Origin of the sequence: Plantactinospora sp. WMMB334 (genome assembly GCF_049179095.1) — a bacterium.
In the GTDB taxonomy this organism is placed as follows: Bacteria; Actinomycetota; Actinomycetes; order Mycobacteriales; family Micromonosporaceae; genus Plantactinospora.
Genome location: NZ_JBMHME010000002.1, coordinates 953,308 through 977,441 on the forward strand (window position 1 = coordinate 953,308; position 24,134 = coordinate 977,441).

Below are 24,134 nucleotides of genomic sequence, written 5' to 3' on the forward strand. Positions count from 1 at the left end.
CACACCTGCCTCGAGGGCTTCGTGGCCGTGCCGGCGGGTGGACGACGGACGACCTCGACGTGCCGTCGGTGGCCGGCGACCGACCGCTCCATCGACCGTCAGGTCCGCTGCGCGGACGGTGGCGCCGCCGGTCGGGTGGCCAGCGGAGTGAGGGCGTACCCGTCGTCGCGGCGCACCAGCAGGCCGACCTGCTCCAGCAGGGAGAGTTTCCGCAGCGTGGTACGCAGATCGAGGCCGGCCCGCGCGGCGAGGGCATCCGGCCCGGACGCGCCACGCCGGGGGACCGACTCCAGGAGGAGCGCGGACTCGTCATCGAGCGAGTCCTGTGGCCGCAGCGGTCCACGGGGCGGCGGAGCCAGGTCGGCACCGATCCGGCCCACCTCCTCCAGGACGTGCGGCACGCCGGTGACCAGCCGTGCTTCGGGATATTCGCGGAGCAGTTCGTGCGCGCCGACCGACATGGCGGAGGTGACCGGACCGGGCACCACCATCGAGGGGTGCTTCATTGCGATCGCCCGGCGCAGGGTCTGGGTGGCGCCGCTGCGGGCCGCCGCCTCGACCAGCAGGGTGCCGGCGGTGGCCGCGGCGATGACCCGGTTGCGGATCAGGAAGCGTGGCCGCAGCGGCTCCGCTCCTGGGAGCCATTCGCTGACCAGTAGCCCGACATCGCAGATCCGGTCGAAGAGGGCGGCGTTGCCCATCGGGTAGGGGCGGTCGACACCGCAGGCGAGAATGGCCACGGTCAGGCCGCCGGCGTTCAGGGCTCCCCGGTGCGCCGCCGCGTCGATGCCGAACGCGCCACCGGAGACGATGCTCCAGCCCCGCTCGGCCAGGCCGAAGGCGATCCCGGTGGCGACGTGCAGGCCGTACGAGGTCGCGGCGCGGGAACCGACCACCGCCACCGAGCGCTGCAGCGTCTCCCCGAGCGAGCAGGCGCCGCGTACCCAGAAGCAGAGCGGCGGTGCCGTCTCCTGGTCGACCCGGCGGTCCGTGCCGCCCATGGCCAGCCCCTTCAGGCTCCCCAGCCGCGCCGGCCACTCCTCGTCGGCCGGGGTCACGAGACGGGCGCCGAGCCGTTCGGTCTGCTCGGCGGCGGAGTGCGCGACCTGCCACGGGTCGCCGGCGGCAAGCCGGGACTCCGCCGTCGCCCGCAACCGACGATCGGGCACCTTCCCGGCGAGCAACCGTTGCAGCGCCCCCACCGCCCCGAACCGTTCCACCAGATCGAAGACTGCTCGGGTGCCGGGCTCGAAGAGCCAGGTGAGGGCGATCCGGGCCAGCCGGTCGTCGTCCATGGCCGCCGGGGCATCCAGCCCAGGCTGCGGCCCGTCAGGCTGCGGCCCGTCAGGCTGCGGCCCGTCAGGCTGCGGCCCGTCAGGCTGCGGCCCGTCAGGCAGCAGCCCGTCAGGCAGCGGACCGGGGACGGTGGCCGGGGTCGGTCCGGGACCGTCTGCCGGGATCGGTCCCGGGCCACGGTTCGGGTCGGGCGTGGGGGTGGGACGGCTACCTGGTGGTCTGGTCATGTGGCGCTCCCGGTGCGGAGTTGGGTGGCCTCCTCGACGTCACCCGCGTCAGGGCGCGACCGGCCGTCGAGGTCGGCGATGCTCCACGCGACCCGGATCACCCGGTCGAAGCCACGGGCGGAAAGCACGCCGCTGTCCAGCAGGCGGCGCAGGGCGTACGTGTCCCTTGCCGGCAACCGCCACCGGGGAAGGCGCAGGTGAGGGCCGGGCACCTCGGCGTTGATCCGCCATCCGTCGGTGGCCCAGCGGGAAGCGGCGGCGGCCCGGGCCTTGCCGACCCGTTCGGCGACCACGGCGGAGGATTCGACGGTCTGTCCTGCGGCCATGAGCTCCGCCGCACGCAGCGGCTGCACCGTCACCTGCACGTCCAGCCGGTCCAGCAGCGGGCCGGAAAGCCGACCGAGGTAGCGGCGGCGGGCCAGTGGTGGGCACTCGCAGGAGATGTCACCGGAGGGCTTCGCACAGGGGCAGGGGTTCGCTGCCACCACCAACTGCACCCTGGCCGGATATTCCGTCCCGCCCTGCGCCCTGGTCAACACGATCCGGCCGCTCTCCAACGGTTGGCGGAGTGCCTCGAGCGCGCCCCTCGCGTACTCGGGAGCCTCGTCGAGAAAGAGAACCCCGCGGTGGGCCAGCGACACCGCGCCGGGTCGGGCCAGCCCCGAGCCGCCGCCGACCAGCGAGGCGATCGTCGCGGTGTGGTGCGGGGCCTGGAACGGCGGCCGGCGCAGGAGTTGGCCGTCCGGAGGCAGCAGACCCGCGATCGAGTGCAGCGCGGTCACCTCCAGTGCGGCCTCGTCGTCCAGCTCCGGCAGGATCGAGGGCAGCCGCTCCGCGAGCATGGTCTTGCCGGCACCGGGTGGGCCGAGCAGAGCCAGGTGGTGCCCGCCGGCAGCGGTCACCTCCAGTGCCCGCCGACCGAGCCCCTGGCCGGCGACGTCGGCGAGATCGGGCCCGGGCCGGGGCGGCACGGCCGGCGGAGCGGGCGGGTCGAGCAATGGGGCACCGTCGCGGACGAAGGCCACCAGCCGGTGCAGGGCATCGACGGCCCGGACCCGTACGCCCGGCACGACCGACGCCTCGGACGCGTTGGCGAGGGGCACGACCACGCGGTCTATCCCGGCCCGGGCCGCCGCCGCGACCATCGGGAGCACGCCCCGGACGGGCCGGACGGTCCCGTCGAGTCCGAGTTCGCCGAGGATGGCGACCCGGTCCAGCGGGGCGAGCGGCATCTCGCCCGCACCAGCCAGCAGGGCGGCCGCGATGGCCAGGTCGAACGCCGACCCGTGTTTCGGCAGGGTCGCGGGGAGCAGGTTCACGGTGATGCGGCGGTTGGGCCAGCGCTGTCCGGAGTTGACGATCGCGGCACGTACCCGGTCCCGGGCCTCGTTGAGCGCGGTGTCGGGCAGTCCGGAGAGGACAACGGTGGGCAGTCCGGTGGCCACGTCGGCCTCGACCTCGACCACATGGCCGGTCACCCCGACCAGTCCGACACAGAGCACTTTGGCGTAACTCATCGGCACGGCCCGGGGGAGGTGTCTGGCGCTATCGGCATGGTGCCGACGGTGCCCGGCCGGCGTGGGCTGGACGTGCCCGGCGGGGCGGCCTGTGGACAACCAGGGCCCCTGTGGATAGCCGGACAATCATGCTGTGGCTGTGCTATGCGCGCTCAGCCGGCCGCGGTGGACTGCGGCGCGGCGGCACACCCCGCGCCGGCCTCCCGCTCAGGCCGGGGAGGGCCCCGCCACGGCCCGGTCGAGCAACTCACGCAGCAGGGCGACCACCTCCTCCGGGGCGAACTCCATGGCCTGCTCGCCAACGGTGACCTCGAAGCTGCACCGCCTCGGGTCCGGCGCCGAGAGCACTCTGCCGAAGAGCTGGACGCCCCGCTCCGCGACCATCGCCTCGCCGGCCCGTTCGACGTCCCGTTTCGGCGCCGGAAGATGGACGTGGAAAATCGGCGTCTGGGGCGGATCCGGCCAGGCCAGCGCCATGCCGTCGGTGTTGATCGCGGTGGCGAGCGCGATCGCGTGCTCCCGGAACGCCGGCATCCGGGGCAGCAGGGTGTCCAGGCCGGCGAGGCCCGCCAACGCGAGCGGCCAGGCGTCGTGGATCGCTCCGCCCAGGCGGCTGCGCCACACCGCCGCCTCGCCGAGGGTCGCCGCATCGGCGGCGAGAACGGCGCCACGGATGCCCAGTAGGGCCTTGTAGAGCGAGACGTAGACGGTGTCGAAGAGTACGGCGATCTCGTCGAAGGGCCGCCGGTAGTAGGTCTGTGCCTCCCACAGCCGGGCGCCGTCCAGGTGCGCCGCCGCGCCCAGGGACCGTGCGGTCGCGACCTGGCCGCACAGCTCGTCCCATTCCGGGAGCTGCCCGCCGATGTCCCGCTGTGGCAACTCCCAGACGACCGCGGCCAGCGGCTCGTCGATCGCCGCCAGATCCGCGCCGGTCATCAGCTGGTGGCGGTCACCGACCGGGTGGAACCGCAGCCCGTGGACGACGTGGTAACCCCGCCGTTCCCAGACGTCCAGGTGGCTCTGCGGGTGTGCGGCGAACGCCTTCCGGCCACGGCGTTCGGCGTGGATCCGCAGCGCCACCTGCTGCGCCATCGTGCCCGTCGGAAAGAACAGCGCCGACTCCGTGCCGAGCAGGTCGGCGATCCGTCGCTCCAGTCGGGCGACCGGTCCGTCCGGCCCGCTCGGCGGCGTGTCGTCGTCGACCACGTCGAGGAGTCGTTGCAGGACCGTGTGGGGCGACCGGTGGATCGGCGAGTGCAGGAATAGGGATCGCCGGATCGGCACCACGGGGCGGTCGTGCGGGCCAGGCGCGGCGGCGGGCATGCGGACGAGTCTGACCCCACTGCCACAGCATGGCAATAATGATCGTCTCAGGTTGGCGGTGGCGGGCGTCGGGTTGGCAGTGCCGCCGTCCCGGGCACCGGGCGCACCGCTGCCGTCCCGCGTTGGCAGTACGCGCTGCGGGCCGACCCGGTCAGAAGGCCGCGCGTAGGTGCTCGATCCGGGCAGGGCCGCTGCGCGCCGGATAGACCTCGATGACGTCGAACCGGATCTGCTCCGGATGAACGCCGCTGGTCCGCAGCCACTCGAGGGCCAGCCGCCGCAGCCGCTGGACCTTTCGACGCTCCACGGCATCGGCGGGCGCGCCGAAGGTGCCGCTCCGCCTGGTCTTGACCTCGCAGAAGGCGAGGACCTCGCCCTCCCAGGCGATGATGTCGATCTCGCCGTGGCGGCACCGCCAGTTGCGAACCACCACCCGCAGACCAGCCTCGATCAGGTGGCGTACGGCACACCGCTCTCCGTACGCCCCGACCGCCTGTCTCGCTGCTGTCATGGCGTGGACCCTGGCGCCCGGCGAGCGCCAGGGACGACCCGGAGTCACACGGCTGTGGATATCCAGGGGTGCTGTGGACAGCCGGACGATCAAGCCGCTCGGCTGCTATGGGGCTTGCCGGGGGTTTGCTGAGGGCCTCCTGGGCCGGAGATGCCGAGGGGCGGCAGACGGGGCGGCAGACGGGGCGGCCGGACCGGCCGGAACAGTCGGCAGGCAACCCGGAACCGGGGCCCGGGGAAGTGACGACCGGGCGGCCCGAGTGGCGAGGACGCGGCAGGTCACATACGGTGCGGGGCCGTGGAGCAACAACGCAACTTCCCGGAAGAGCCGGTCCCGGACTGGCGGGACGGCGACCGTGGCTACGCCGACCAGCAGTGGTACGGCGCCGGTACGGACCGCTACCCCCGTACGGAACATCCGGCGGCGCCGAGCCAGCCTGCCGCTCCGACACCGGGCGCCCGGCACGGCCAGCCATACGAAGCCGGTGCTGACCGGTACCCGGCACCCGCACCGCGCGACGGCGACTCCCCGGACGCCGCCGGGTACGCCAGCTTCGCGCCGACCAGCGGCTTCGATCCGGCTGGTCCCGCCCTGGAGGTGCCGTTGCCGGCATTCGGCACCGGTCCGGCCGGTACCGACCCCGGCTATCCGCCCGTCCAGTGGACCGGAAACCCGGCCGGCCAGTTCCATCCTGCGGTGCCATCCGGGGAGCGCGATCCCCAGCAGGCCCGCTCGGCGGCGGCCGACGTGACCGTCAGCCCTCCGAAGCAGGAGGCCGCCTATCCGACGGAGTTCGGCCGTCCGACCTCGCAGGCCACCTATCCGAACCCGGAGGCTGGCCGTCCGGGCCCGGACGCTCCGGGCCGGGACCCGGCCGGAACCGGGCACGAGTGGCATTCCAGCGCCCCTGGGCCGGCAGCGGAACCGACGAGGAGTCGGCATGAGGCCGGGTGGATGCCGGAGGACCGTGGCCCGGCCTGGCAGAGTACGGATCGCGCCCGATCGGCACCGCACACCGAACCGGCACGGTCGCCACTGGCGGGCTACCCGGTCGTGCAGCCGGCCGGAGGCGGCGTCGCCGACCAGGCGGGCGCGTTGAGCCACCCCACCGACCTGGTGCCGCAGGTCGACCCGCAGGCCGGGGCAGATGCCGTACCAACCGGTGGGAGCGCTGCGCCGGCTGGTGGGAGCCCGGCACCGGCTGGTGGGAGCGCTGCGCCGGCTGGTGGGAGCGCTGCGTTGGCCGGTGGCGACCCGTCGAGCCGCCACACCGAGGCGATCGACCGGGCCGCACTGCGCCGTCCGACCTCCCCGGCGGCGCCACCGGGACAGCCGGCACCGGGACAGCCGGCACCGGGGCTGCCCGGCGGACTCGGGGCCGCCGCCGGAGACGGCGTCTACCGGACCCGTCGGCCCGCTCTGGCGGTGGTCCTGGCCGTGCTCGCGGTGATCTTCGAGGTGCCGGCGGTACGCCTACTCCTCGCCGGAGTACTCGATGATCCCGTTGCGCCGTCCGTGGTGCTTTCCGGCATCTTCGTGGTGCTGGGTCTGCCGATGTTCGTTGCCGGACTGTACGGCCTGGTCACCAGCGCCGCCGCGTTCGGTGATCCGGTGCGGGCGTGGCTCCGGCCACCGACCGGGTATCTGGGCGTCGGTCTCGTGCTCTTCCTCGCCGCGGCGATCGCAGCCGGCTGACCTGATCCGCCCGCCGATCCGCCCGCCGATCCGCACGCCGATCCGCACGGCAGGCCAACCGTCCGCCGGTCTGCCGAGCCTCCGTCCGGCAGGCCGAGCCTCCGTCCGGGTGGCTGCCGGAGTGCCCGGATGCGCCGGTGGGTGGTGGTGGGCGGGGGTTTGTGTGCTGGTGGGTCCGGCGGGGCGTACACTTGGCGACTGGCGACCGCCCCGCGCGGTCGACCTCGCGTGCCCTCTCCACGGTAGGTCCGTGGAGCGACGGCCCCCTGGTCCCGATCTTGATCGGGTCCGCCATGGCCGGCGATCAGGCGCCAGGACGCCAGGCCGCCGGCCCGGCGTGACAACCAGGGACAACTGAAGGAGCACCTCACCATGGCCGTGGTGACCATGCGCCAGCTGCTGGAGAGCGGAGTCCACTTCGGACACCAGACCCGGCGCTGGAACCCGAAGATGAAGCGTTTCATCTTCACCGAGCGCAACGGCATCTACATCATCGACCTGCGGCAGACCCTCGACTACATCGAGAAGGCGTACGACTTCGTGCGCGGGACGGTGGCCGAGGGCGGCAGCATCCTCTTCGTGGGCACCAAGAAGCAGGCCCAGGAGGCGATCGCCGAGCAGGCGACCCGGGTCGGGCAGCCCTACGTGAACCACCGCTGGCTCGGTGGCATGCTGACCAACTTCCAGACGGTCTACAAGCGGCTGCAGCGGATGAAGGAGCTGGAGGCCCTCGGCGACCTGTCGGGCACCGCGCAGGGCTACACCAAGAAGGAGACCCTGCAGCTCTCCCGAGAGAAGGACAAGCTGACCCGCACCCTGGGTGGCCTCCGGGACATGCAGAAGGTGCCCGCCGCGATCTGGGTGGTCGACACCAAGAAGGAGCACATCGCCGTCGACGAGGCCCGCAAGCTGGGCATTCCGGTGATCGCGGTGCTCGACACCAACTGCGACCCGGACGAGGTCGACTTCCCGATCCCGGGCAACGACGACGCGATCCGCTCCGCCGAGCTGCTGACCAAGGTCGTCGCGGCGGCCGTCGGTGACGGTCTTATCGCCCGTTCCGGCAAGCGCCGGGGCACCGACGAGAAGCCCGAGCCGGGCGTGGTCGGCGCCGACGAGCCGCTCGCCGAGTGGGAGCGCGAGCTGATCGAGGACAACGAGAAGAAGGCGGCCGGCGACTCGGAGCAGAAGGCGGCCGGCGACTCGGAGCAGAAGGCCGGCGAGCCGGAGCAGAAGGCCGGCGAGCCGGCGGGCGTCGCCGCCGAGTGACCGTCGGTGTCGGGTTCCGCCGGCCACTCCCGGTCGGCGGACCCGCACCGGGCAGCAGCAGCCCGCACCGGTAGCTGGCACGGCGGCTCCCGATCGGGGCAACCGCAGAAGACCACGAATCAGCCGCAGACCACGAATCAGCCGCGTTACACACCGAAGAGAGAGCCATGTCCAACTTCACCGCCGCGGACGTCAAGAAGCTCCGGGACCTCACCGGCGCCGGCATGATGGACTGCAAGAAGGCCCTGACCGAGGCCGAGGGCGACTTCGACAAGGCCGTCGAGATCCTGCGCGTCAAGGGCGCCAAGGACGTCGGCAAGCGGGCCGGCCGGACGGCCGCCAACGGCCTGGTGGCGCACTCCGGCAAGGCGCTGCTCGAGCTGAACTGCGAAACGGACTTCGTCGCCAAGAACACCGACTTCATCGCGTTCGCGCAGCTCCTGGTCGAGCATGGGGCGCAGGCCGGGGTGCGCGACGCCGAGGGGCTGCTCGGCAGCACGCTGCCCGACGGTCGCGGCGTCGCCGACGCCGTCCAGGAGCAGTCCGCCAAGATCGGCGAGAAGCTGGTGCTCAACCGCTTCGCCGCGCTGGACGGAACGGTCGCGGTCTACCTGCACCGCAAGGCCCAGGACCTGCCGCCGCAGGTCGGCGTGCTCGTCGAGTACACCGGCAAGGCCGACGAGGCGGGTGACGCCGATGCCCGGGGCGTCGCCATGCAGATCGCCGCGATGCGCCCGAAGTACCTGAACCGGGACGAGGTGCCGGCCGAGACCGTCGCCTCCGAGCGGCGGATCGCCGAGCAGACCGCCCGCGAGGAGGGCAAGCCCGAGGCGGCGCTGTCCAAGATCATTGAGGGTCGGGTCAACGCCTTCTTCAAGGACTTCGTCCTCGTCGAGCAGGCCTCGGTTGCCGACAACAAGAAGACCGTCAAGCAGATGCTCGCCGAGGCCGGCATTGAGGTGACCCGGTTCGTCCGGTTCGAGGTTGGCCAGGCCTGATTCGAGGTCGCCGGGCCCGATTCGTGGCGGTCGCCGGGCCTGAGGCGTACCCGTGGGCCTGGACCGCCGCGCCCCGGGGTCACGGCGGCGTCGACACGGAGGGGAGGCCGCGGGTGTATGCAACGGACACCGCGGCCTCCTCGTCACGTAGGGTCAGCAGCGGCAGGTTGGCTGAACTGGGCGCCGGCGATCCGGCGTGGGAAAGGCGGGTCGGATGACGCAGCTTGTGAGTGACCGGACCCTGGCGGCGGACGATCCGACGGCGCCACCCCCCGGCCGGGCCCGCCGGGTGGTGCTCAAGCTCTCTGGCGAGGTCTTCGGCGGTGGGGCCATCGGCGTCGACCCGGACGTCGTCCAGGCCATCGCGCGGCAGATCGCCACCGTGGTACGCCGGGGCGTGCAGGTCTCCGTCGTGGTCGGCGGGGGGAACTTCTTCCGCGGCGCCGAGCTGCAGAAGCGCGGCATGGACCGGGCCCGCGCCGACTACATGGGCATGCTCGGTACGGTGATGAACTGCCTCGCGTTGCAGGACTTCCTGGAGAAGGAGGGCGTCGAGACGCGCGTGCAGAGCGCGATCACGATGGCCCAGGTGGCGGAGCCCTACATCCCGCTGCGGGCCATCCGGCACCTGGAGAAGGGCCGGGTAGTGATCTTTGGCGCGGGCGCCGGCATGCCGTACTTCTCCACCGACACGGTCGCCGCGCAGCGGGCGCTGGAGATCCGCGCCGACGTGGTGCTGATGAGCAAGAACGGGGTGGACGGCGTCTACACGGCCGACCCGCGTACCGACCCCGGCGCCAGCAAGTTCGACAAGATCACCTTCTCCGAGGTGCTGCGTCGTGGCCTGCGGGTCGCCGATGCCGCCGCGTTCAGTCTCTGCGAGGAGAATGGCCTGCCGATGCTGGTGTTCGGCGCCGAGGGCGACGACACCATCATCCGGGCGGTCGCCGGCGAGCCGATCGGCACGCTCATCACGACCTGAATCGGAGCGGTCCGGGCCGGCGGGTGGGGCCACAGGTGGAGTTTTTTCGGAGCAGTAGCCAGCAGAGGGAGGCGAAGGAGCAGGTGATCGACGACACCCTCCTCGAGGCCGAGGAGAAGATGGAGCGCGCCGTCGAGCACGCCAAGGAGGAGTTTGGCGCCATCCGCACCGGGCGGGCGACTCCGGCGATGTTCTCCAAGATCATTATCGATTACTACGGCAGTCCCACCCCGTTGACCCAGATGGCCTCCGTCGGGGTGCCCGAGCCGCGGATGGCGATCATCAAGCCGTACGACGCGTCGCAGCTACAGGCCATGGAGAAGGCGATCCGCGACTCCGACCTCGGCGTGAACCCCAACAACGAGGGCAACCAGCTGCGCATCCTGCTGCCGCAGATGACCGAGGAGCGGCGCCGGGACATGATCAAGGTGGCCCGGCACAAGGGTGAGGAAGCCAAGGTGGCGATCCGGAACATCCGCCGCCGGGGCAAGGAGGAACTCGATCGGATCGTCAAGGACGGCGAGGCGGGCGAGGACGAGGGCCGGCGTGCCGAGAAGGAACTTGACGACCTCACGCACAGGTACGTCTCGCACGTCGACGAGTTGATGAAACACAAGGAAGCCGAGTTGCTCGAGGTCTGATGTCCCACGTCGACCCCTACGGCGGTAGCGCGGAACCGGGTGGCCGCCCGCGCCCGGAGCAACCGCGCGGTCCCGAGTGGTCCGGTGGCCCGGGACGCCAGGACGGGCCGTCGGGCCGGCAGTGGCCGGCCGGAGAAGACGCCTGGGCGCGGGCGCGGCACGGCGGTGCCGCGCCCGACGCCTATTCGGCGCCGACCGACGCGTACCCGGTGACGCCGTACCCGGGAACCGCCGACGAGTACCCCGGCCCCGCACACCGGCCGGGCGGGTCGACCGTGCACCGCAACGGGCATCCGGCCGAGGGCGTACCGGATCCGGCGGGCCAGTGGCGCCCGGCCGAGCCGGGTGCCGAGCCGCCCGCCGGCCCGGACCACGGCGTGGCGGCGTACCGCGACGGTGGCGACCGGTCGCGCGGCGCCCAGGGTGGCGGCAGGGTCCGGGCCGGAGCCGAGGCGGGGACGGACGCGCCGACCAATCCGGTCGGCTGGCCGTTCGTCGGTGCGGAGCCGGGCACGGAGCCGCGGCTACCGGCGGACCCGCGGCTACCGGCGGATCGGCAGCTACCGGCGGATCCGGAGTCGGGGAGCGACCCGGAGCCGCTGTCGCGGCGCGGCCGGGGCCGGCGTCGCGCGACCCGCTCCGGGAAGCCGGCCGGACCGTCCCGGGCCGGCCGGAATCTACCGGCCGCGATCGCCGTCGGGCTCGGGCTCGGCGCGGCGATCGTGGTCCCGCTCTTCCTGTTCCGTCCGGCCTTTCTGGTCGTGGTGGCGCTCGCGGTCGCCGTCGGCATCTGGGAGATGACCCGGGCGGTACGCCCGGCCGGGATGCAGCCGCCGCTCGTGCCGCTGGTTGCCGGCGGGCTGCTGATGGTCGGGTTGGCCTGGTGGGCCGGTCCCGACGCGCTCAGCCTCGGGCTGCTGGTGACGGTCCTGGCGACGATGGTCTGGCGGCTCGGGGACGGTCCGGCCGGATACCAGCGGGACATGACGGCGGCAACCCTGATCGCGGTCTACGTGCCGTTCCTCGGCGGGTTCGCGGCGCTGCTCGCCGCCGAGCCGGCCGACGGCGACCTGCGGGTGCTGGCCACCCTGGCCGCGGTGGTCCTCTCCGACACCGGCGGGTACGCCGCCGGCGTGGCCTTCGGCAAGCGCCCGATGGCCCCCTCGGTGAGCCCGAAGAAGTCCTGGGAGGGCTTTGCCGGCTCGGTGCTGGCGGCCGCCGTGGGCAGTTCCGTGCTGCTGGCGATCCTGCTCGACGTCGCGTTGTGGTGGGGTGCCCTCTTCGGGGTGGCGGTCTCGGTCGCGGCGGTCCTCGGCGACCTCGCCGAGTCCCTGATCAAGAGAGACCTCAACGTCAAGGACATGAGTAATCTGTTGCCGGGGCACGGTGGGTTGATGGACCGGCTGGACTCGATCCTCTTTGCGGTACCCACCGCCTACCTGTTGCTGGCGATCTTCGTCCCGGCCGGATGAGAGGTGCGATGAGCCTGCACATCCGGGTGGCGGCGCGGCCCTGGTCGCCGGATGGGTCCCTCCGGCGAGGTGCGCTGTCGCGCGGACGTGGGAGACTGGACGGGCCATGACGAGCCTGCCCTTGATCCAGATCGCGCCGGAGACCCCGACCGGCCCCGTGTCGTCGCGCCGTCCGGGGATGCCACCCCGACACCTCGCCGACCTCGACCTGCCCGGACGGCAGGCGGCCGTCGCCGAGTTGGGGGAGCCGGCCTTCCGGGCCCGGCAGATCTCCACGCACTACTTCGGCAGGCTCGTCCGCGATCCGGCGAGGATGACGGATCTCCCCGCCGCCGCCCGGGACCGCATCGCGGCCGAGCTGCTTCCCCACCTGCTCACCCCGGTACGCGAGGTGGCCTGCGACGGCGGCGCGACCCGCAAGGCGCTGTGGCGGCTGCACGACGGATCGCTTGTGGAAAGCGTGCTGATGGGTTACCCCGACCGGGTCACCGTCTGCATCTCCAGCCAGGCCGGCTGCGGCATGGCCTGCCCGTTCTGCGCGACCGGTCAGGCGGGGCTGACCCGCAATCTCTCCACCGCCGAGATCGTGGACCAGGCCGTGCATCTCGCCGGGGTGGCCGCGTCCGGCGCGGTCGCCGGGTCCCCGCCCCGGCTGTCCCACGTGGTGTTCATGGGTATGGGCGAGCCGCTGGCCAACTACGCCCGGGTGGTGGCCGCCGTGCGACGGCTGACCGCGCCCGCCCCCGAGGGTCTCGGCCTCTCCCAGCGGCACATCACCGTCTCCACGGTCGGTCTGGTGCCCGCGATGCGGCGGCTGGCCGACGAGGGTCTGTCGGTGACTCTTGCGTTGTCGCTGCATGCGCCCGATGATGAGCTGCGCGACGAACTGGTTCCGGTCAACCAGCGGTGGAAGGTTGCCGAGGTGCTGGACGCCGCATGGCACTACGCGGAGCGTACGGGGCGTCGCGTGTCCGTTGAATACGCGATGATCAGAGATGTGAACGACCAGCCGTGGCGTGCCGACCTCCTCGGTCGGCTGCTGGCTGGTCGACTGACCCACGTGAACCTGATCCCGCTCAACCCGACTCCGGGTAGCCGCTGGGACGCGAGCCCGAAGCCGGTAGAGCGGGAGTTCGTCCGGCGGCTCCGTGCGGCCGGTGTCTCGACCACCGTTCGGGACACCCGGGGGCGGGAGATCGACGGTGCGTGCGGCCAGCTGGCCGCAGCCGAGGTGACAGGGTGAGCGACCGGGTCGACAGGCTTGGTAGTGCCGCTTGCGGCGCCGGCGCGCGTGGCGGGGCGGTGGCGTGAGCGAGCGAAGCGAGCGAGCGAAGCAGGAGACATAGTGGCGAGTCAGGGTCAGCGTTTCCGGCGCAAGGCGCTCCGGCGAGGCTACAAGGTCGATGAGGTGGACTCGTTCCTCGATCGTGTCGAGGCCACGCTCGCCGGTGAGCAGGTTGGCGCGCCCGTCGCCTCCCAGGAGGTGCACGACGTCGTCTTCCGGGTGCGCTTCGGAGGCTACGACGAGTGGCAGGTGGACCTGCACCTCGACCGCGTCGAGCGGCAGATCGCCGAGCTGGAGGAGCGCGGCGGCGCCGCCGGACGCGGGGCGGACCCACGGATGGCCGATCGAGGAGCGCCGGGCCGGATGGGTCCGCCCGACCGCATGGGTCCGCAGGATCGGATGGGTCCGCCCGACCGCATGGGTCCGCAGGATCGGATGGGTCCGCCTGACCGGATGGGCCCGCCGATGCGCAACGACCGGCCCGTGCCGCCCGGGCCCCCGCCACGGCCGATGCCGGCCCAGGCGGGCCCGCCGAACGACCCGTACGGTCAGTACGACGAGCCGACCGGGACCTTCGGCGGCCAGCGGGGTGGTTTCGAGCCTCAGCGCGGTGGTTTCGAGCCTCAGCGCGGTGGGCTGGAGCCTCAGCGGGGTGGTTTCGAGCCTCAGCGCGGTGGGTTCGAGCGCGAGCGGGGTGGGTTCGAGCCTCAACGGGGTGGTTTCGAGCCTCAACGGGGTGGCTTCGAGCGCGAGCGGGGTGGGTTCGAGCCGCAACGCGGCACAGGCGCACCACTTCCGCCGCGTACCCCGGGCGCTCCCGGAGGGTCGGCGGGTGGCTTCGGGCCGGAGGAGCGCTTCGACGGCTTCGAGCCGGGACGGCGCGGCAAAGCGGACATGACGGCCGAGATCCGGATGCCGGACCGGGACCTTCGCGGCCCGGGACGCGGCATGGGAGGGGCCGTGCCGCCGATGCCTCCGCCGGCCGGTGGCCCGCCGCCGATGAGTGGCCCGTCGATGGGCGGTCCTCCCGGGCTCGGCGGTCCCCCCCTGATGGGTCCGCCCGGCAGCGACATGGCCCGGATCGACCATATCCGGCGGTCCTTTCAGGTGCGCAGGTTCGGCAGCGGCTACGATCCGGACCAGGTCGACCAGCTGTTCGACGGGATTCTCGGCAGCATGGCGGGACGGGGCCCGATGCCGGTCAACCCCGTCGACCTCGACACCACCCGATTCGGTCTGGTGCCCGGCGGCTACTTCGAGGCCGAGGTCGACGCCGCGCTCAAGGAGGTCAAGGACCTGCTGCTCGGCCAGTGACGACAACCCCGTCGACCCCGCCGGGCCCGCGACGAGACTGCGTCAACCTGCGCCGGCGTCCGCCGTCCGCCGTCCGGCGGAGGAGTCTGCGGCTGCCGGCGCGGTGGCGGATTCTTGGCGGCGCGGTGGCGGATTCTTGGCGGCGCGGTGGCGGATTCTTGGCGGCGCGGTGGCGGATTCTTGGCGGCGCGGCGGTACTGGACGACCGTGCGGCCGGCGCTGTACGGCGCCGGCCGCCACCCGGGATCCTCTCCTGGGTCCGAGAACCGGGCGAGGGCCCTGTTGTGACCCGGAGACGGCTCTGCAGCGCCGCTGCGCTGTCGGCGGAGGTGGCGCGGAGGCGCGTGGCGCTGGCGCGGCGGCTCAGGACCGCGGGCCGTTGCGGCTCAGGACCGTAGGCCGTTGCGGCTCAGGACCGTAAGCCGTTGCGGCGCAGGATCGTGTCTCCGACGACGGCGAGCACCAGGAACGCGGCGATCGAACCGAGCCAGAGCTTCGCGGTGCCGCTGACCTCGTTGTTGTTGAACATCATCAGCACCAGCACCGCTGCGGAAAGGATCGCACCGATCCGGCCCGCCCTGCGGTTTCCCGGCTTGCGTTGGTCTGGTGACGTCACCGGCTCGCTTCCAGCCACTTTCCGGTCCTTCCTCACGATCGGATGCTGGTAAGTCTGGCATGCGCCGTCGGGCCCACGCCGCACGGGCCGGCTCCCGTGCCGCATCCGGGCGGTGCCGTGATCGGGGTGGTGCCGTGGTCGGGCGGTGCAACCCGGCGTCGCGGGGCGGCCGGCGTGCGGCCTCCGGTAGCGTTTGGGCGTACGCCTGTGATCGCCTTCGGCGCGAGACAAGATTGCCTAGGTCTTAGGGGGAGTGTGCGGTGCGATTGACCGGTACGGGACACGCGAGCATGCGCATCGACACCGGTGCGGGAAGCATTCTGTGCGACCCGTGGGTCAACCCGGCCTATTTCGCCTCCTGGTTCCCTTTCCCGGACAATTCACAGCTCGACTGGGAGACCCTCGGCGACGTCGACTACCTTTACGTCTCCCACCTGCACCGGGACCACTTCGACGCGGCGCACCTCAAGCGCTTCGTCACCAAGAAGGCGACCGTCCTGCTGCCGGAGTACCCCACCTCCGAGCTCGAGGACGAGCTGCGCGAGCTCGGCTTCGCCAGCTTCCTGAAGACGAAGAACAACGAGGTCGTCGAGCTCGACGGCGGCCTGCGAGTCATGATCCAGGCGCTGACCAGCCCCACCGACGGGCCGATCGGCGACTCCTCGCTCTGGATGGAGTACGACGGCGTACGGCTGCTCAACCAGAACGACGCCCGCCCGACCGACCTGGGCGTCTTCGCGGAGCTGGGGCACGTGCACGCGCACATGCTGCAGTTCTCCGGCGCGATCTGGTACCCGATGGTCTACGAGCTGCCCTCCGCCGCCAGGACCGCGTTCGGCAAGCAGAAGCGGGACCGGCAGATGGACCGGACCATCCGCTACATCGACGACATCAAGGCGTCCTGGGTCTTCCCGATCGCGGGCCCGCCGTGCTTCCTCGACGACGAGCTCTGGCAGTTCAACGACATCCACGGCGACGAGGGAAACATCTTCCCCGACCAGCAGGTCTTCCTCGACCACTACACCGGGCTCGGCTACGACAACGGCGTGATCCTGCTGCCCGGCACCGTCTCCGAGATCGGCCCGGACAGCCTGCACACCAGCCATCCCGTGCCGGACGTGCGGGAGTTCTTCGCGCACAAGGAGGAGCACCTGCGGGAGTACCGGGAGCGGTCCCGGCCGGTGATCGAGGCGGCGAAGGCGTCCTGGCGGCACCCGGAGATCGACGTACTGGCCGAGATGAAGCGCCGGATCGAGCCGCTGCTCGACGAGTCGATCTACCTCGCCAAGGGTGTGGGTGGGCCGGTCCGGTTCGACCTGGTCGGCTACGACGGAGAGTCGGTCGAATCCGTCCTGGTGGACTTCCCGGGCAAGCAGGTCCGGCCGTACGCGGACGAGAAGGTCCGCTACCGGTTCCGTACGGAGCGGGCGCTGATCGAGCACCTGCTGCACATCGAAGAGGTGGACTGGGTCAACTCGCTATTCCTCTCCTGCCGCTTCTCCGCGGCCCGGATCGGCCAGTACAACGAGTTCGTCTACGCCTTCTTCAAGTGCCTCTCCGAGGAGCGTCTCCAGTACGCCGAGGGCTGGTACGACGAGCACGAGCGGACCACCGACGCCGAGGACGTCACCATCGGCGACTGGGTGGTCCAGCGGCGCTGCCCGCACCTGAAGGCGGATCTGACCCGGTTCGGCATCGTCGAGGACGGCCAGCTCACCTGCCAGCTGCACGGCTGGCGCTTCGACCTGGCCAGCGGCCGCTGCCTGACCAGCGTGGGCCACTCGATCCGCGCGCACCGCGTCGACGAGGCCGCCTCCGCACCCGCCTCCGCTGCCTCCGCACCCGCCTCCGCTGCCACCGCACCCGTCAACTCCGAGCCGGCTGGCTGAACCGGCCAGAGGCGTTAAGGAGGGGCCCTTCTGCAACAGAAAGCGATAAGCGGGGGCCCTTCCTTTCACATGAGGCGGCCGAGGTCGGTCAGGATGCGGCGGGCGGCATTGTGTCCGGCGGCGCCGATGACGCTGCCGGCGGGGTGGCAACCGGCGCCACCGGCGTAGAGGCCGTCGAGACCGGTGGCGTACGGCATCCGGTCGGTGAACGAGACGGTGTTGTCGACGTGGTGGATGTGCCCGCCGGTGATGCCGAAGTGCGCCTCGATGCCGGGTGGGGTCAGCGGCACCGCGTCGGCGACCAGTTCGGTGGTGCCGGGGGCGTACCGGTCGCAGAGCTCCAGCAGCCGGGCCACGTATCCGGGCAGCAGGTCGTCCCAGGAGCCGCCGGCCGGGGCGTACGGGACGGACTGGACGAAGAGCGCGGATGAGTGGTGCCCGGCCTCGTCCCGCAGCGACGGGTCGACGGTGGTGTGCAGGTACCACTCGATCGTCGGCTCGTCGGGCAGCCGGCCGGCCCGGACGTCCGCCCACATGTCGCGCAGCTCGGCCATCGGCGTTCCGCCGGTGGTGGCGCCCGGCAGCAGCGCCTCGGAGCCGGGCAGCAGGTGGATGGTGGCGCCGAACGGACTCGGCGCCCCCTCGGGCAGGCAGGAGAAGTCCGGCAGTCCGGCGAGGGCCAGGTTGACCTTGAGAGTGGTGCCGGTGCGCCGGACCGCCGCCATCCGTTCGGTGAGTGCGGCCGGCAGGGCGCCGTCGGGCACCAGCTCCATCAGCCGGTACGGGTCACCGGCGCCGAGCACCACCTCGGCGGCGACGCTGCGCCCGTCGTCGAGCACGACGCCACTGGCCGCGCCACCGTCCACGGTGATCGTGGCGACGGGCGTACCGGTGCGGATCCGTGCGCCGGCGGTGCGGGCAGCGTCGGCGAAGGTCCGGCTGACCGTGCCCATCCCGCCGGCCACGATCATCCAGGTGCCGCCGGCACCGGGGAGTCGGCACATGTTGTGGGCCAGGAAGTTGTGCCCGGTGCCCGGGTCGTCCGGTCCGGCGTGCAGCCCGGAGAGGCCGTCGGTGACCGCGTACATCGAGACGAGCAACTCGGAGCGGAAGTCGAACCGGGCCAGGTAGTCGGCGACCGAGCCGCGTACCAGGTCGACGAAGACCTGGCGCAGCGCGGGCCGGATGTAGCGGTCGGCGGTCTCCGGCACCGGCAGCGGCTCGGCCAGCCAGGCCGGCGCGAGGTCGTCGCGGAGCGCGGCGAGTTCGGCCTGCATGGCGTCGTCGGCCGCCACGTCGGCGCGGGTGAAGAAGCGTTCCATCTGCTGTCGGGTCGCTTCCCGGTCGGCCCCGAAGAGGAGGTACGGCGAGCCGGGCCCGCCGGGGGTGGGCAGGAAGTAGTGCGGGTCCCGGCGCAGCACCGGCAGCTCGACGTCGAGCAGCCGGATCAGTTCCGGTGGCATCAGGCCGAGCAGGTACGACCCGGTGGAGTGCCGCAGCTCCGGCACCTTCGGGAACGGGTTCTCGGTGCGGGCCGCTCCGCCGAGCGTGCCGGCGGCCTCCAGCACCACGACGTCGAGGCCGGCGCGGGCCAGCAGGATCGCGGACACCAGTCCGTTGTGGCCGGCGCCGACGATCACGACATCGGCGCGGGAGGGCAGCTCGGCGGTCATGCTCGGCAAGCCTAGTGGCGCTGGCCGGCCCCTGTGCGTGGTTGGCCGGCGCCGGCCCGCGTCGCGTCCGGCCCGGCGGTCGCGTCGGCTTCGGTCGGCCCGGTGGTCGCCTCGGCTTCGGTCGGGCCGGTGGTCGCGTCGGCTTCGGTCGGGCTGGTGGTCGCGTCGGCTTCGGTCGGGCTGGTGGTGCGACGGGTGCTGGTCGGGTCGGTCCCGTCGCCGGAGCTGGTCGGGGGCAGGATCTGGTGCAGGAAGGCCGCCAGCTCCGCCTCGAAGAGCGCCTCCGGGTCGGTGACCGCCCACCGGAGCTGGGCGTGCACCTCCATGGTGACCAGGCCGTAGAGCATGGTCCAGCCGGAGAGCATCAGGCAGGCCACCTCGACCGGTACCTCGGGATGTCTCTCCCGCACCGGGGTCAGGGCCCTGGCCAGGCGGGCGTCGACCTGTCCGGCCAGCGGCACCGGAAACGGGGCCCGCCGCCAGAGCTCGACCAGGGGGGCGAGGAAGACGTGCCCGAGGCGGGCGCCCGGGTCGTCGTCCCGGGCGCACTCCGGAAACGCGTTGATGCCGGGGACCAGGGTGCCGAAGACCAGGTCGAACTCGACCGGATGCCCGACGGCCCAGCGCCGGAAGGCACGGGACGCGGCGACGATCCGGTCAACGGGTGCGGCACCGGCCCCGTCGCGGGCCGCCGTCAGCACGCCGCAGAGTTCGTCCAGCAGATCGCCGGCCAGGTCGAGGATCAGGGCTTCCAGGCTGGGGAAGTACCGGTAGATGGCGGGAGCGGTCATGCCCATGTCCCGGGCGATGGCGCGCAGCGAGACGGCCTGCGGGCCGCCGGTCACCAACAGCCGCCGCGCCACGTCCTTGATCTCGGTGACGGCGGCGGTACGCAGGCGTTCCCGGCGGGTCGGTGCCGTCATCGCGAACTCCCTTGACCGCAGTGAACGCCGTTGTGATAGTAAACGATGTTCACTCATTTTAAGCCTTGTTACGGGTACGACCTTAACGGCTGACGGGAGAGCAGGCGATGTTCGCGTGGTGGGGGAGGGTGGTGGTCCGGCTCCGCTGGGTGGTGCTCGCCGCCGGCCTGGTGCTGGTCGCCGTCGGCGCGACCTGGGGGACCGGGGTGTTCGGCTCGCTGACCGGCGGCGGCTTCGAGGACCCGGCCAGCGAGTCGGTCCGGACCGACCGGCGGATCACCGCCGAACTCGGCAACCAGGGTGCCGACCTGCTCGTGCTCTATTCCAGCGACACCGCCACGGTCGACCAGCCGGCCTTCCGTGACCCGGTCGTCGCCACCCTGGACCGGCTCCGCCGGCATCCCGACGTCGCCAGTGTGACCAGCTTCTACGAGACCGGGGCGCCGACCCTGGTCTCGGCCGACCGGCACGCCACCTACGCGGCGGTGCAGTTCCGGGCGACCGACCCGGACGAGCAGGCCGAGGTCTACCGCCACCTCCGGCCGGCGCTGGACGCCCCCGGGGTGAGCACCGAGGTCGGCGGCACGGTGGCCTTTCTCGCCGAGGCGAACGACCAGACCACCGAGGACATCACCCGGGCCGAGACGCTCTCCCTGCCGGTCCTGCTCGTGCTGCTCCTGCTGATCTTCCGAGGGCTGGTCGCCGCCGCGACGCCGCTGCTCGTCGGCGGGCTGGCCATCCTCGGTGCCTTCGTCGCGGTCCGGCTGCTCGCCACGGTCACCGACGTCTCCGTCTTCGCCATCAACATCATCACGCTGATCGGCCTCGGCATGGCGGTCGACTACTCGCTCTTCATCGTCAGCCGGTTCCGCGAGGAACTCGCCGCGGGCCATCCGACCACCGAGGCGATCCGGCGCACGATGAGCACCGCCGGCCGCACGGTGATGGTCTCCGGGCTCACCATCGCGACCGCCCTGGCCAGCCTGCTGATCTTCCCGCAGGTGTTCCTGCGCTCGATGGGGCTGGGCGGGATCGCCGCCGTCCTGGTCGCCATGGTCGCCTCGCTGAGCGTACTGCCGGCGCTGCTCGCGGTGCTCGGGCCACGCGTCAACGCGCTTGCCGTGCGCCTGCCCCGGCGGCGCCGGGCACACCGTCCCCGGTCGGCGGACGCCGGCGCGGTGACTGCTGCCGGTGCTGCCGGTGCTCCTGCTGCTGTTGCCGGTGCTCCTGCTGCCGGTGGTGGGGCCGTTCGTGCTGCTGATGGTGCCGTTCGTGCTGCCGCTGCGGTACCGGAGGCCGGTGGGGCGGGCCTCGGCGGCTCCGGTGCCTGGGCGCGGCTGGCCCGCAGCGTCATGCGTCGGCCCGTGCTCTATCTGCTGGGCGTGCTCGCGGTGCTCGCCGTCCTCGCCGTCCCCTCGTTCCGGATGGAGGCCGGCGGCTTCGACGAGCGGGTGCTGCCGGCCGACGCGGTGCCCCGGATCGTCGCCGAGCGGATCGCTTCGGACTTTCCCGACGGCAGCGTCGGACCGGTCCAGGTGCTGGTCACCGGCGCACCGATGGCGGAGGCGCAGCGCTTCGCCGACGAGCTGACCCGGATCTCCGGGGTCACCGGCGTCCAGGTGACGGCGAACCGCGGCGACGCCACGTTGCTCTCGGTCACCTATCCGGGCGAGCCGACCGGCCCGGTGGCGGCGGAGGTGGTGCGGCACGCCCGGGCCCTTCCCGCACCGCCCGGCGCCGAGGTGCTGGTGGGCGGGCGGCCGGCGTTCGACGTCGACCTGCTGGAGAGCCTCACCTCGCGGCTGCCGTTGATGGCCCTCATCATGGCCTCGGCAACGCTGGTGCTGCTCTTCCTCGCCTTCGGCTCGGTGCTGTTGCCGATCAAGGCGGTGGTGATGAACCTCGTCTCGATCGGTGCCTCGTTCGGCGTGGTGGTCTGGATCTTCCAGGACGGGCATCTCGCCGACTGGCTCGACTTCACCCCGACCGGCTTCATCGAGCCGAGCAATCCGATCCTGATGCTGGCGGTGCTCTTCGGCCTCGCCACCGACTACGAGGTCTTCCTGCTCTCCCGGGTACGCGAGGAGTGGGACGCCACCGGTGACAACACCGCCTCGGTCGCCGCCGGGCTGCAACACACCGGCCGGATCATCACCGCCGCCGCGCTGCTGCTGATCGTGGTGGTCGCCGGCTTCGCCACCGGTGGCGTGGTCTTCGTCAAGCTGATCGGCGTCGGGATGATCGTGGCGATCGTGGTCGACGCGACGCTGGTGCGGGCGCTGCTCGTGCCGGCCACGATGCGGCTGCTCGGACGCTGGAACTGGTGGGCGCCGGGCCCCCTTGCCCGGGTCTACCGGCGGTACGGCATCCGCGAGTCGGCACGGGACGCCGGGGGTGGCGGCACGGGCGCCGCGAGCAGCCCGGCCGGGGCGGGCGTGCCCTGAGCCGATCCGCCACCCGGAGCACCAGCACGGCGCGGGCGGTGGTCACGACGATCATGCCGGATGTGCATCGCCTGTTCACGGGGGAACGGGAGTGGTCGATGCCCCGTACGACGTACCTTCCACCAGGCATCGACCTTTGTGGAGGTTCTCGTGGAACGTCGTACCGTCCTTCGCGCCGCGGTCGTCGGCGCCGGCACCGCAGCCTTCTCCGGCGCGCTGTGGCAGCAGGCCTTCGGCGCGGTCGCCCAGCCCGGTCCCAGTCCCTACGGCGAGCTGCTGGCCGCCGACGGCAACGGCATCCAGCTCCCGGCCCGGTTCAGCAGCCGGGTGATCGCCCGCTCCGGCAGCCGGGTAACCGGCACCTCCTACACCTGGCACTTCGCCCCGGACGGCGGGGCGTGCTTCGCCGCCGGTTCGGGCTGGATCTACGTGTCGAACTCGGAGATCCCGCTCGTCGGCGGCGCCTCGGCGGTGCGGTTCAACGCCGACGGCTCGATCGCCTCGGCGTACCGGATCCTCTCCGGCACCAACGTCAACTGCGCCGGTGGCGCGACACCGTGGGGCACCTGGCTCTCCTGCGAGGAGGTGCCGCTCGGCCGGGTCTTCGAGACCTGGCCGGACGGCAGCCGCTCCGGCGAGGAGCGGACCCGGATGGGCCGGTTCACCCACGAGGCGGCGGCCTGCGACCCGGACCGCCGGGTCGTCTACCTCACCGAGGACGAGGAGGACGGCTGCTTCTACCGGTTCGTCCCGGACACCTGGGGTGACCTGCGGACCGGGAAGGTGCAGGTGCTCTGTGCGCCGGCCGACCAGACCAGCGGGCCGGTGACCTGGCGGGACATCCCCGACCGGGACGGGTTCCCGATCTTCACCCGTTGGCAGGTCGGCGCGGCGAAGCACTTCGACGGCGGTGAGGGGTGCTGGTACGACGACGGCACCTGCTACTTCACCACCAAGGGCGACAACCGGGTGTGGGCGTACGACGCGGTGAACCAGCGCATCGACCTGGCGTACGACGACTCCCTGGTACCCGCCGGCACCGCCACGCTGACCGGGGTCGACAACATCACCGGGGCGTCCTCCGGCGACCTCTTCGTCGCCGAGGACGGCGGAAACATGGAGATCAACATCATCACGCCGCAGGGCGTGGTCGCGCCGTTCCTGCGGATCAACGGCCAGTCCTCCTCGGAGATCACCGGGCCGGCCTTCTCCCCGGACGGCTCGCGCCTCTACTTCTCCTCCCAGCGTGGCACCTCCGGCAACTCCATCGGCAGCGGCGGCATCACCTACGAGGTGACCGGGCCGTTCCGGCGCTGACCCCGGCACCGGGCCTCCCGGGCACCGGGTCTCCCCGCACCGGACCCGGGACGGCGCTGTCTCACCGCACCGGGCCCGGGACGGCGCCGGCCGGGCCCGGTGCGGAGGAAACCGCTGGTCCGATCCGGGTCCGGTGGCTAGCATCCGGCCGCGTGACGATCTACGAGACCGAGCGGCTGGTGGTCCGGGACTGGACGCTGGAGCCAGAGGACCTGGCCCGGGTCCTCGACATGTACTCCCGGCCGGAGGTGGTCCGCTTCTTCAACGTGCCCCACCTGCCGCTCCGCGATCCGGCCGGCGCCGCCGAGACGGTACGCCGCTGGCACGCCCGCACCGCCCGGTTCGGCGCGGGCTACGGCATCTGGGCCGTGCAGCGCCGGGACGACGGCGTGGTGGCCGGCACCGTGCTGCTCAAGCCGATGCCGGGGCCGGACGAGCGGGAGCTGACCGACGACATCGAGGTCGGCTGGCACCTGCACCCCGACTCGTGGGGGCAGGGTTACGCCACGGAGGCGGGCCGCGGTGCGGTGCGGCGGGCGTTCGCGGCCGGGGTGCCGGAGATCTACGCCGTGGTGGCACCCGGTAACGAGGCGTCGATGTCGGTTGCCCGGCGACTCGGCATGACCCCGATCGGCCGGCGCACCGACTGGTACGGCGGCGAGGAACTGGAGACCTTCCGGTTGGTCCGGCCGTAGCCTTCCGGGCCGGGTCGGCAACAATGGCGGGGTGAGTCCTCCCCGCG

At 72.3% G+C, this 24,134-nt stretch carries 19 protein-coding genes; 12 read left to right on the forward strand and 7 right to left on the reverse strand.

What is annotated here, in order from left to right:
* Nucleotides 1-98 precede the first annotated feature (98 nt).
* The 4 genes from ACN27G_RS04125 to ACN27G_RS04140 all read right to left on the reverse strand — a co-directional run bounded on the left by ACN27G_RS04125 (nt 99) and on the right by ACN27G_RS04140 (nt 4,874).
* Entirely contained in the window at nt 99-1,295 is a 1,197-nt protein-coding gene (locus ACN27G_RS04125) for a DNA-processing protein DprA (protein ID WP_421491443.1), read from the reverse strand.
* A 224-nt stretch (nt 1,296-1,519) separates the two neighbouring features.
* Nucleotides 1,520-3,040 carry a YifB family Mg chelatase-like AAA ATPase gene (locus tag ACN27G_RS04130; RefSeq protein WP_421491444.1) on the reverse strand — a complete coding sequence of 507 codons (1,521 nt, stop codon included), beginning with the start codon at nt 3,038-3,040 and terminating at the stop codon, nt 1,520-1,522.
* Nucleotides 3,041-3,247: 207 nt separating this feature from the next.
* A complete protein-coding gene (locus ACN27G_RS04135) occupies nt 3,248-4,363 on the reverse strand; it encodes a threonine aldolase family protein (protein ID WP_421491445.1) in 1,116 nt (371 codons plus the stop codon).
* 151 nt (nt 4,364-4,514) lie between these two features.
* Nucleotides 4,515-4,874, reverse strand: coding sequence for a YraN family protein (locus ACN27G_RS04140; RefSeq protein WP_421491446.1), 360 nt, complete (start codon nt 4,872-4,874; stop codon nt 4,515-4,517).
* Nucleotides 4,875-5,171: 297 nt separating this feature from the next.
* On the opposite strand from ACN27G_RS04140, the gene ACN27G_RS04145 reads away from it, so the two are divergent.
* The 8 genes from ACN27G_RS04145 (at nt 5,172) to ACN27G_RS04180 (ending at nt 14,530) form a co-directional block, all read left to right on the forward strand.
* Entirely contained in the window at nt 5,172-6,569 is a 1,398-nt protein-coding gene (locus tag ACN27G_RS04145) for a hypothetical protein (RefSeq protein WP_421491447.1), read from the forward strand.
* A gap of 372 nt (nt 6,570-6,941) precedes the next feature.
* A complete protein-coding gene (gene rpsB / locus ACN27G_RS04150; RefSeq protein ID WP_421491448.1) occupies nt 6,942-7,838 on the forward strand; it encodes a 30S ribosomal protein S2 in 897 nt (298 codons plus the stop codon).
* A gap of 167 nt (nt 7,839-8,005) precedes the next feature.
* Nucleotides 8,006-8,836, forward strand: a complete 831-nt coding sequence (gene tsf, locus ACN27G_RS04155) for a translation elongation factor Ts (RefSeq protein ID WP_421491449.1) — start codon at nt 8,006-8,008, stop codon at nt 8,834-8,836.
* 214 nt (nt 8,837-9,050) lie between these two features.
* The gene (gene pyrH, locus ACN27G_RS04160) at nt 9,051-9,818 is read left to right on the forward strand and encodes a UMP kinase (RefSeq protein ID WP_421491450.1); all 768 of its coding nucleotides are present in this window, start codon (nt 9,051-9,053) and stop codon (nt 9,816-9,818) included.
* Nucleotides 9,819-9,901: 83 nt separating this feature from the next.
* Nucleotides 9,902-10,459, forward strand: coding sequence for a ribosome recycling factor (frr, locus tag ACN27G_RS04165; protein ID WP_421497227.1), 558 nt, complete (start codon nt 9,902-9,904; stop codon nt 10,457-10,459).
* Nucleotides 10,459-11,931, forward strand: coding sequence for a phosphatidate cytidylyltransferase (locus ACN27G_RS04170; protein ID WP_421491451.1), 1,473 nt, complete (start codon nt 10,459-10,461; stop codon nt 11,929-11,931). The genes frr and ACN27G_RS04170 overlap by 1 nt, the downstream gene beginning before the upstream one ends.
* Nucleotides 11,932-12,037: 106 nt before the next feature.
* On the forward strand, nt 12,038-13,174 hold the full coding sequence (rlmN, locus tag ACN27G_RS04175) for a 23S rRNA (adenine(2503)-C(2))-methyltransferase RlmN (protein WP_421491452.1): 1,137 nt from the start codon (nt 12,038-12,040) through the stop codon (nt 13,172-13,174).
* Between the two features lie 102 nt (nt 13,175-13,276).
* Nucleotides 13,277-14,530 (forward strand): DivIVA domain-containing protein, encoded by a 1,254-nt coding sequence (locus ACN27G_RS04180; RefSeq protein WP_421491453.1) that lies wholly within the window; start codon nt 13,277-13,279, stop codon nt 14,528-14,530.
* A gap of 409 nt (nt 14,531-14,939) precedes the next feature.
* Here ACN27G_RS04180 and ACN27G_RS04185 read toward each other — a convergent pair whose 3' ends face one another.
* A complete protein-coding gene (locus ACN27G_RS04185) occupies nt 14,940-15,164 on the reverse strand; it encodes a hypothetical protein (protein WP_421491454.1) in 225 nt (74 codons plus the stop codon).
* Nucleotides 15,165-15,406: 242 nt separating this feature from the next.
* Between ACN27G_RS04185 and ACN27G_RS04190 the strand changes: the two genes are divergently transcribed.
* Complete coding sequence (locus tag ACN27G_RS04190) at nt 15,407-17,035, forward strand: Rieske 2Fe-2S domain-containing protein (RefSeq protein WP_421491455.1); 1,629 nt, start codon at nt 15,407-15,409, stop codon at nt 17,033-17,035.
* 65 nt (nt 17,036-17,100) lie between these two features.
* Here the strand turns inward: ACN27G_RS04190 and ACN27G_RS04195 are convergent, their stop codons facing one another.
* Both ACN27G_RS04195 and ACN27G_RS04200 read right to left on the reverse strand, forming a co-directional pair.
* Nucleotides 17,101-18,708 (reverse strand): phytoene desaturase family protein, encoded by a 1,608-nt coding sequence (locus ACN27G_RS04195; RefSeq protein WP_421491456.1) that lies wholly within the window; start codon nt 18,706-18,708, stop codon nt 17,101-17,103.
* A gap of 11 nt (nt 18,709-18,719) precedes the next feature.
* Nucleotides 18,720-19,631 (reverse strand): TetR/AcrR family transcriptional regulator, encoded by a 912-nt coding sequence (locus tag ACN27G_RS04200; RefSeq protein ID WP_421491457.1) that lies wholly within the window; start codon nt 19,629-19,631, stop codon nt 18,720-18,722.
* Nucleotides 19,632-19,738: 107 nt separating this feature from the next.
* Here ACN27G_RS04200 and ACN27G_RS04205 point away from each other — a divergent pair, with 107 nt between their 5' ends.
* From ACN27G_RS04205 to ACN27G_RS04215, 3 genes are all read left to right on the forward strand, one after another.
* A complete protein-coding gene (locus ACN27G_RS04205; RefSeq protein ID WP_421491458.1) occupies nt 19,739-22,075 on the forward strand; it encodes an MMPL family transporter in 2,337 nt (778 codons plus the stop codon).
* Nucleotides 22,076-22,225: 150 nt separating this feature from the next.
* Complete coding sequence (locus tag ACN27G_RS04210) at nt 22,226-23,392, forward strand: alkaline phosphatase PhoX (protein ID WP_421491459.1); 1,167 nt, start codon at nt 22,226-22,228, stop codon at nt 23,390-23,392.
* A 152-nt stretch (nt 23,393-23,544) separates the two neighbouring features.
* Entirely contained in the window at nt 23,545-24,087 is a 543-nt protein-coding gene (locus tag ACN27G_RS04215; RefSeq protein WP_421491460.1) for a GNAT family N-acetyltransferase, read from the forward strand.
* Nucleotides 24,088-24,134: the final 47 nt, after the last annotated feature.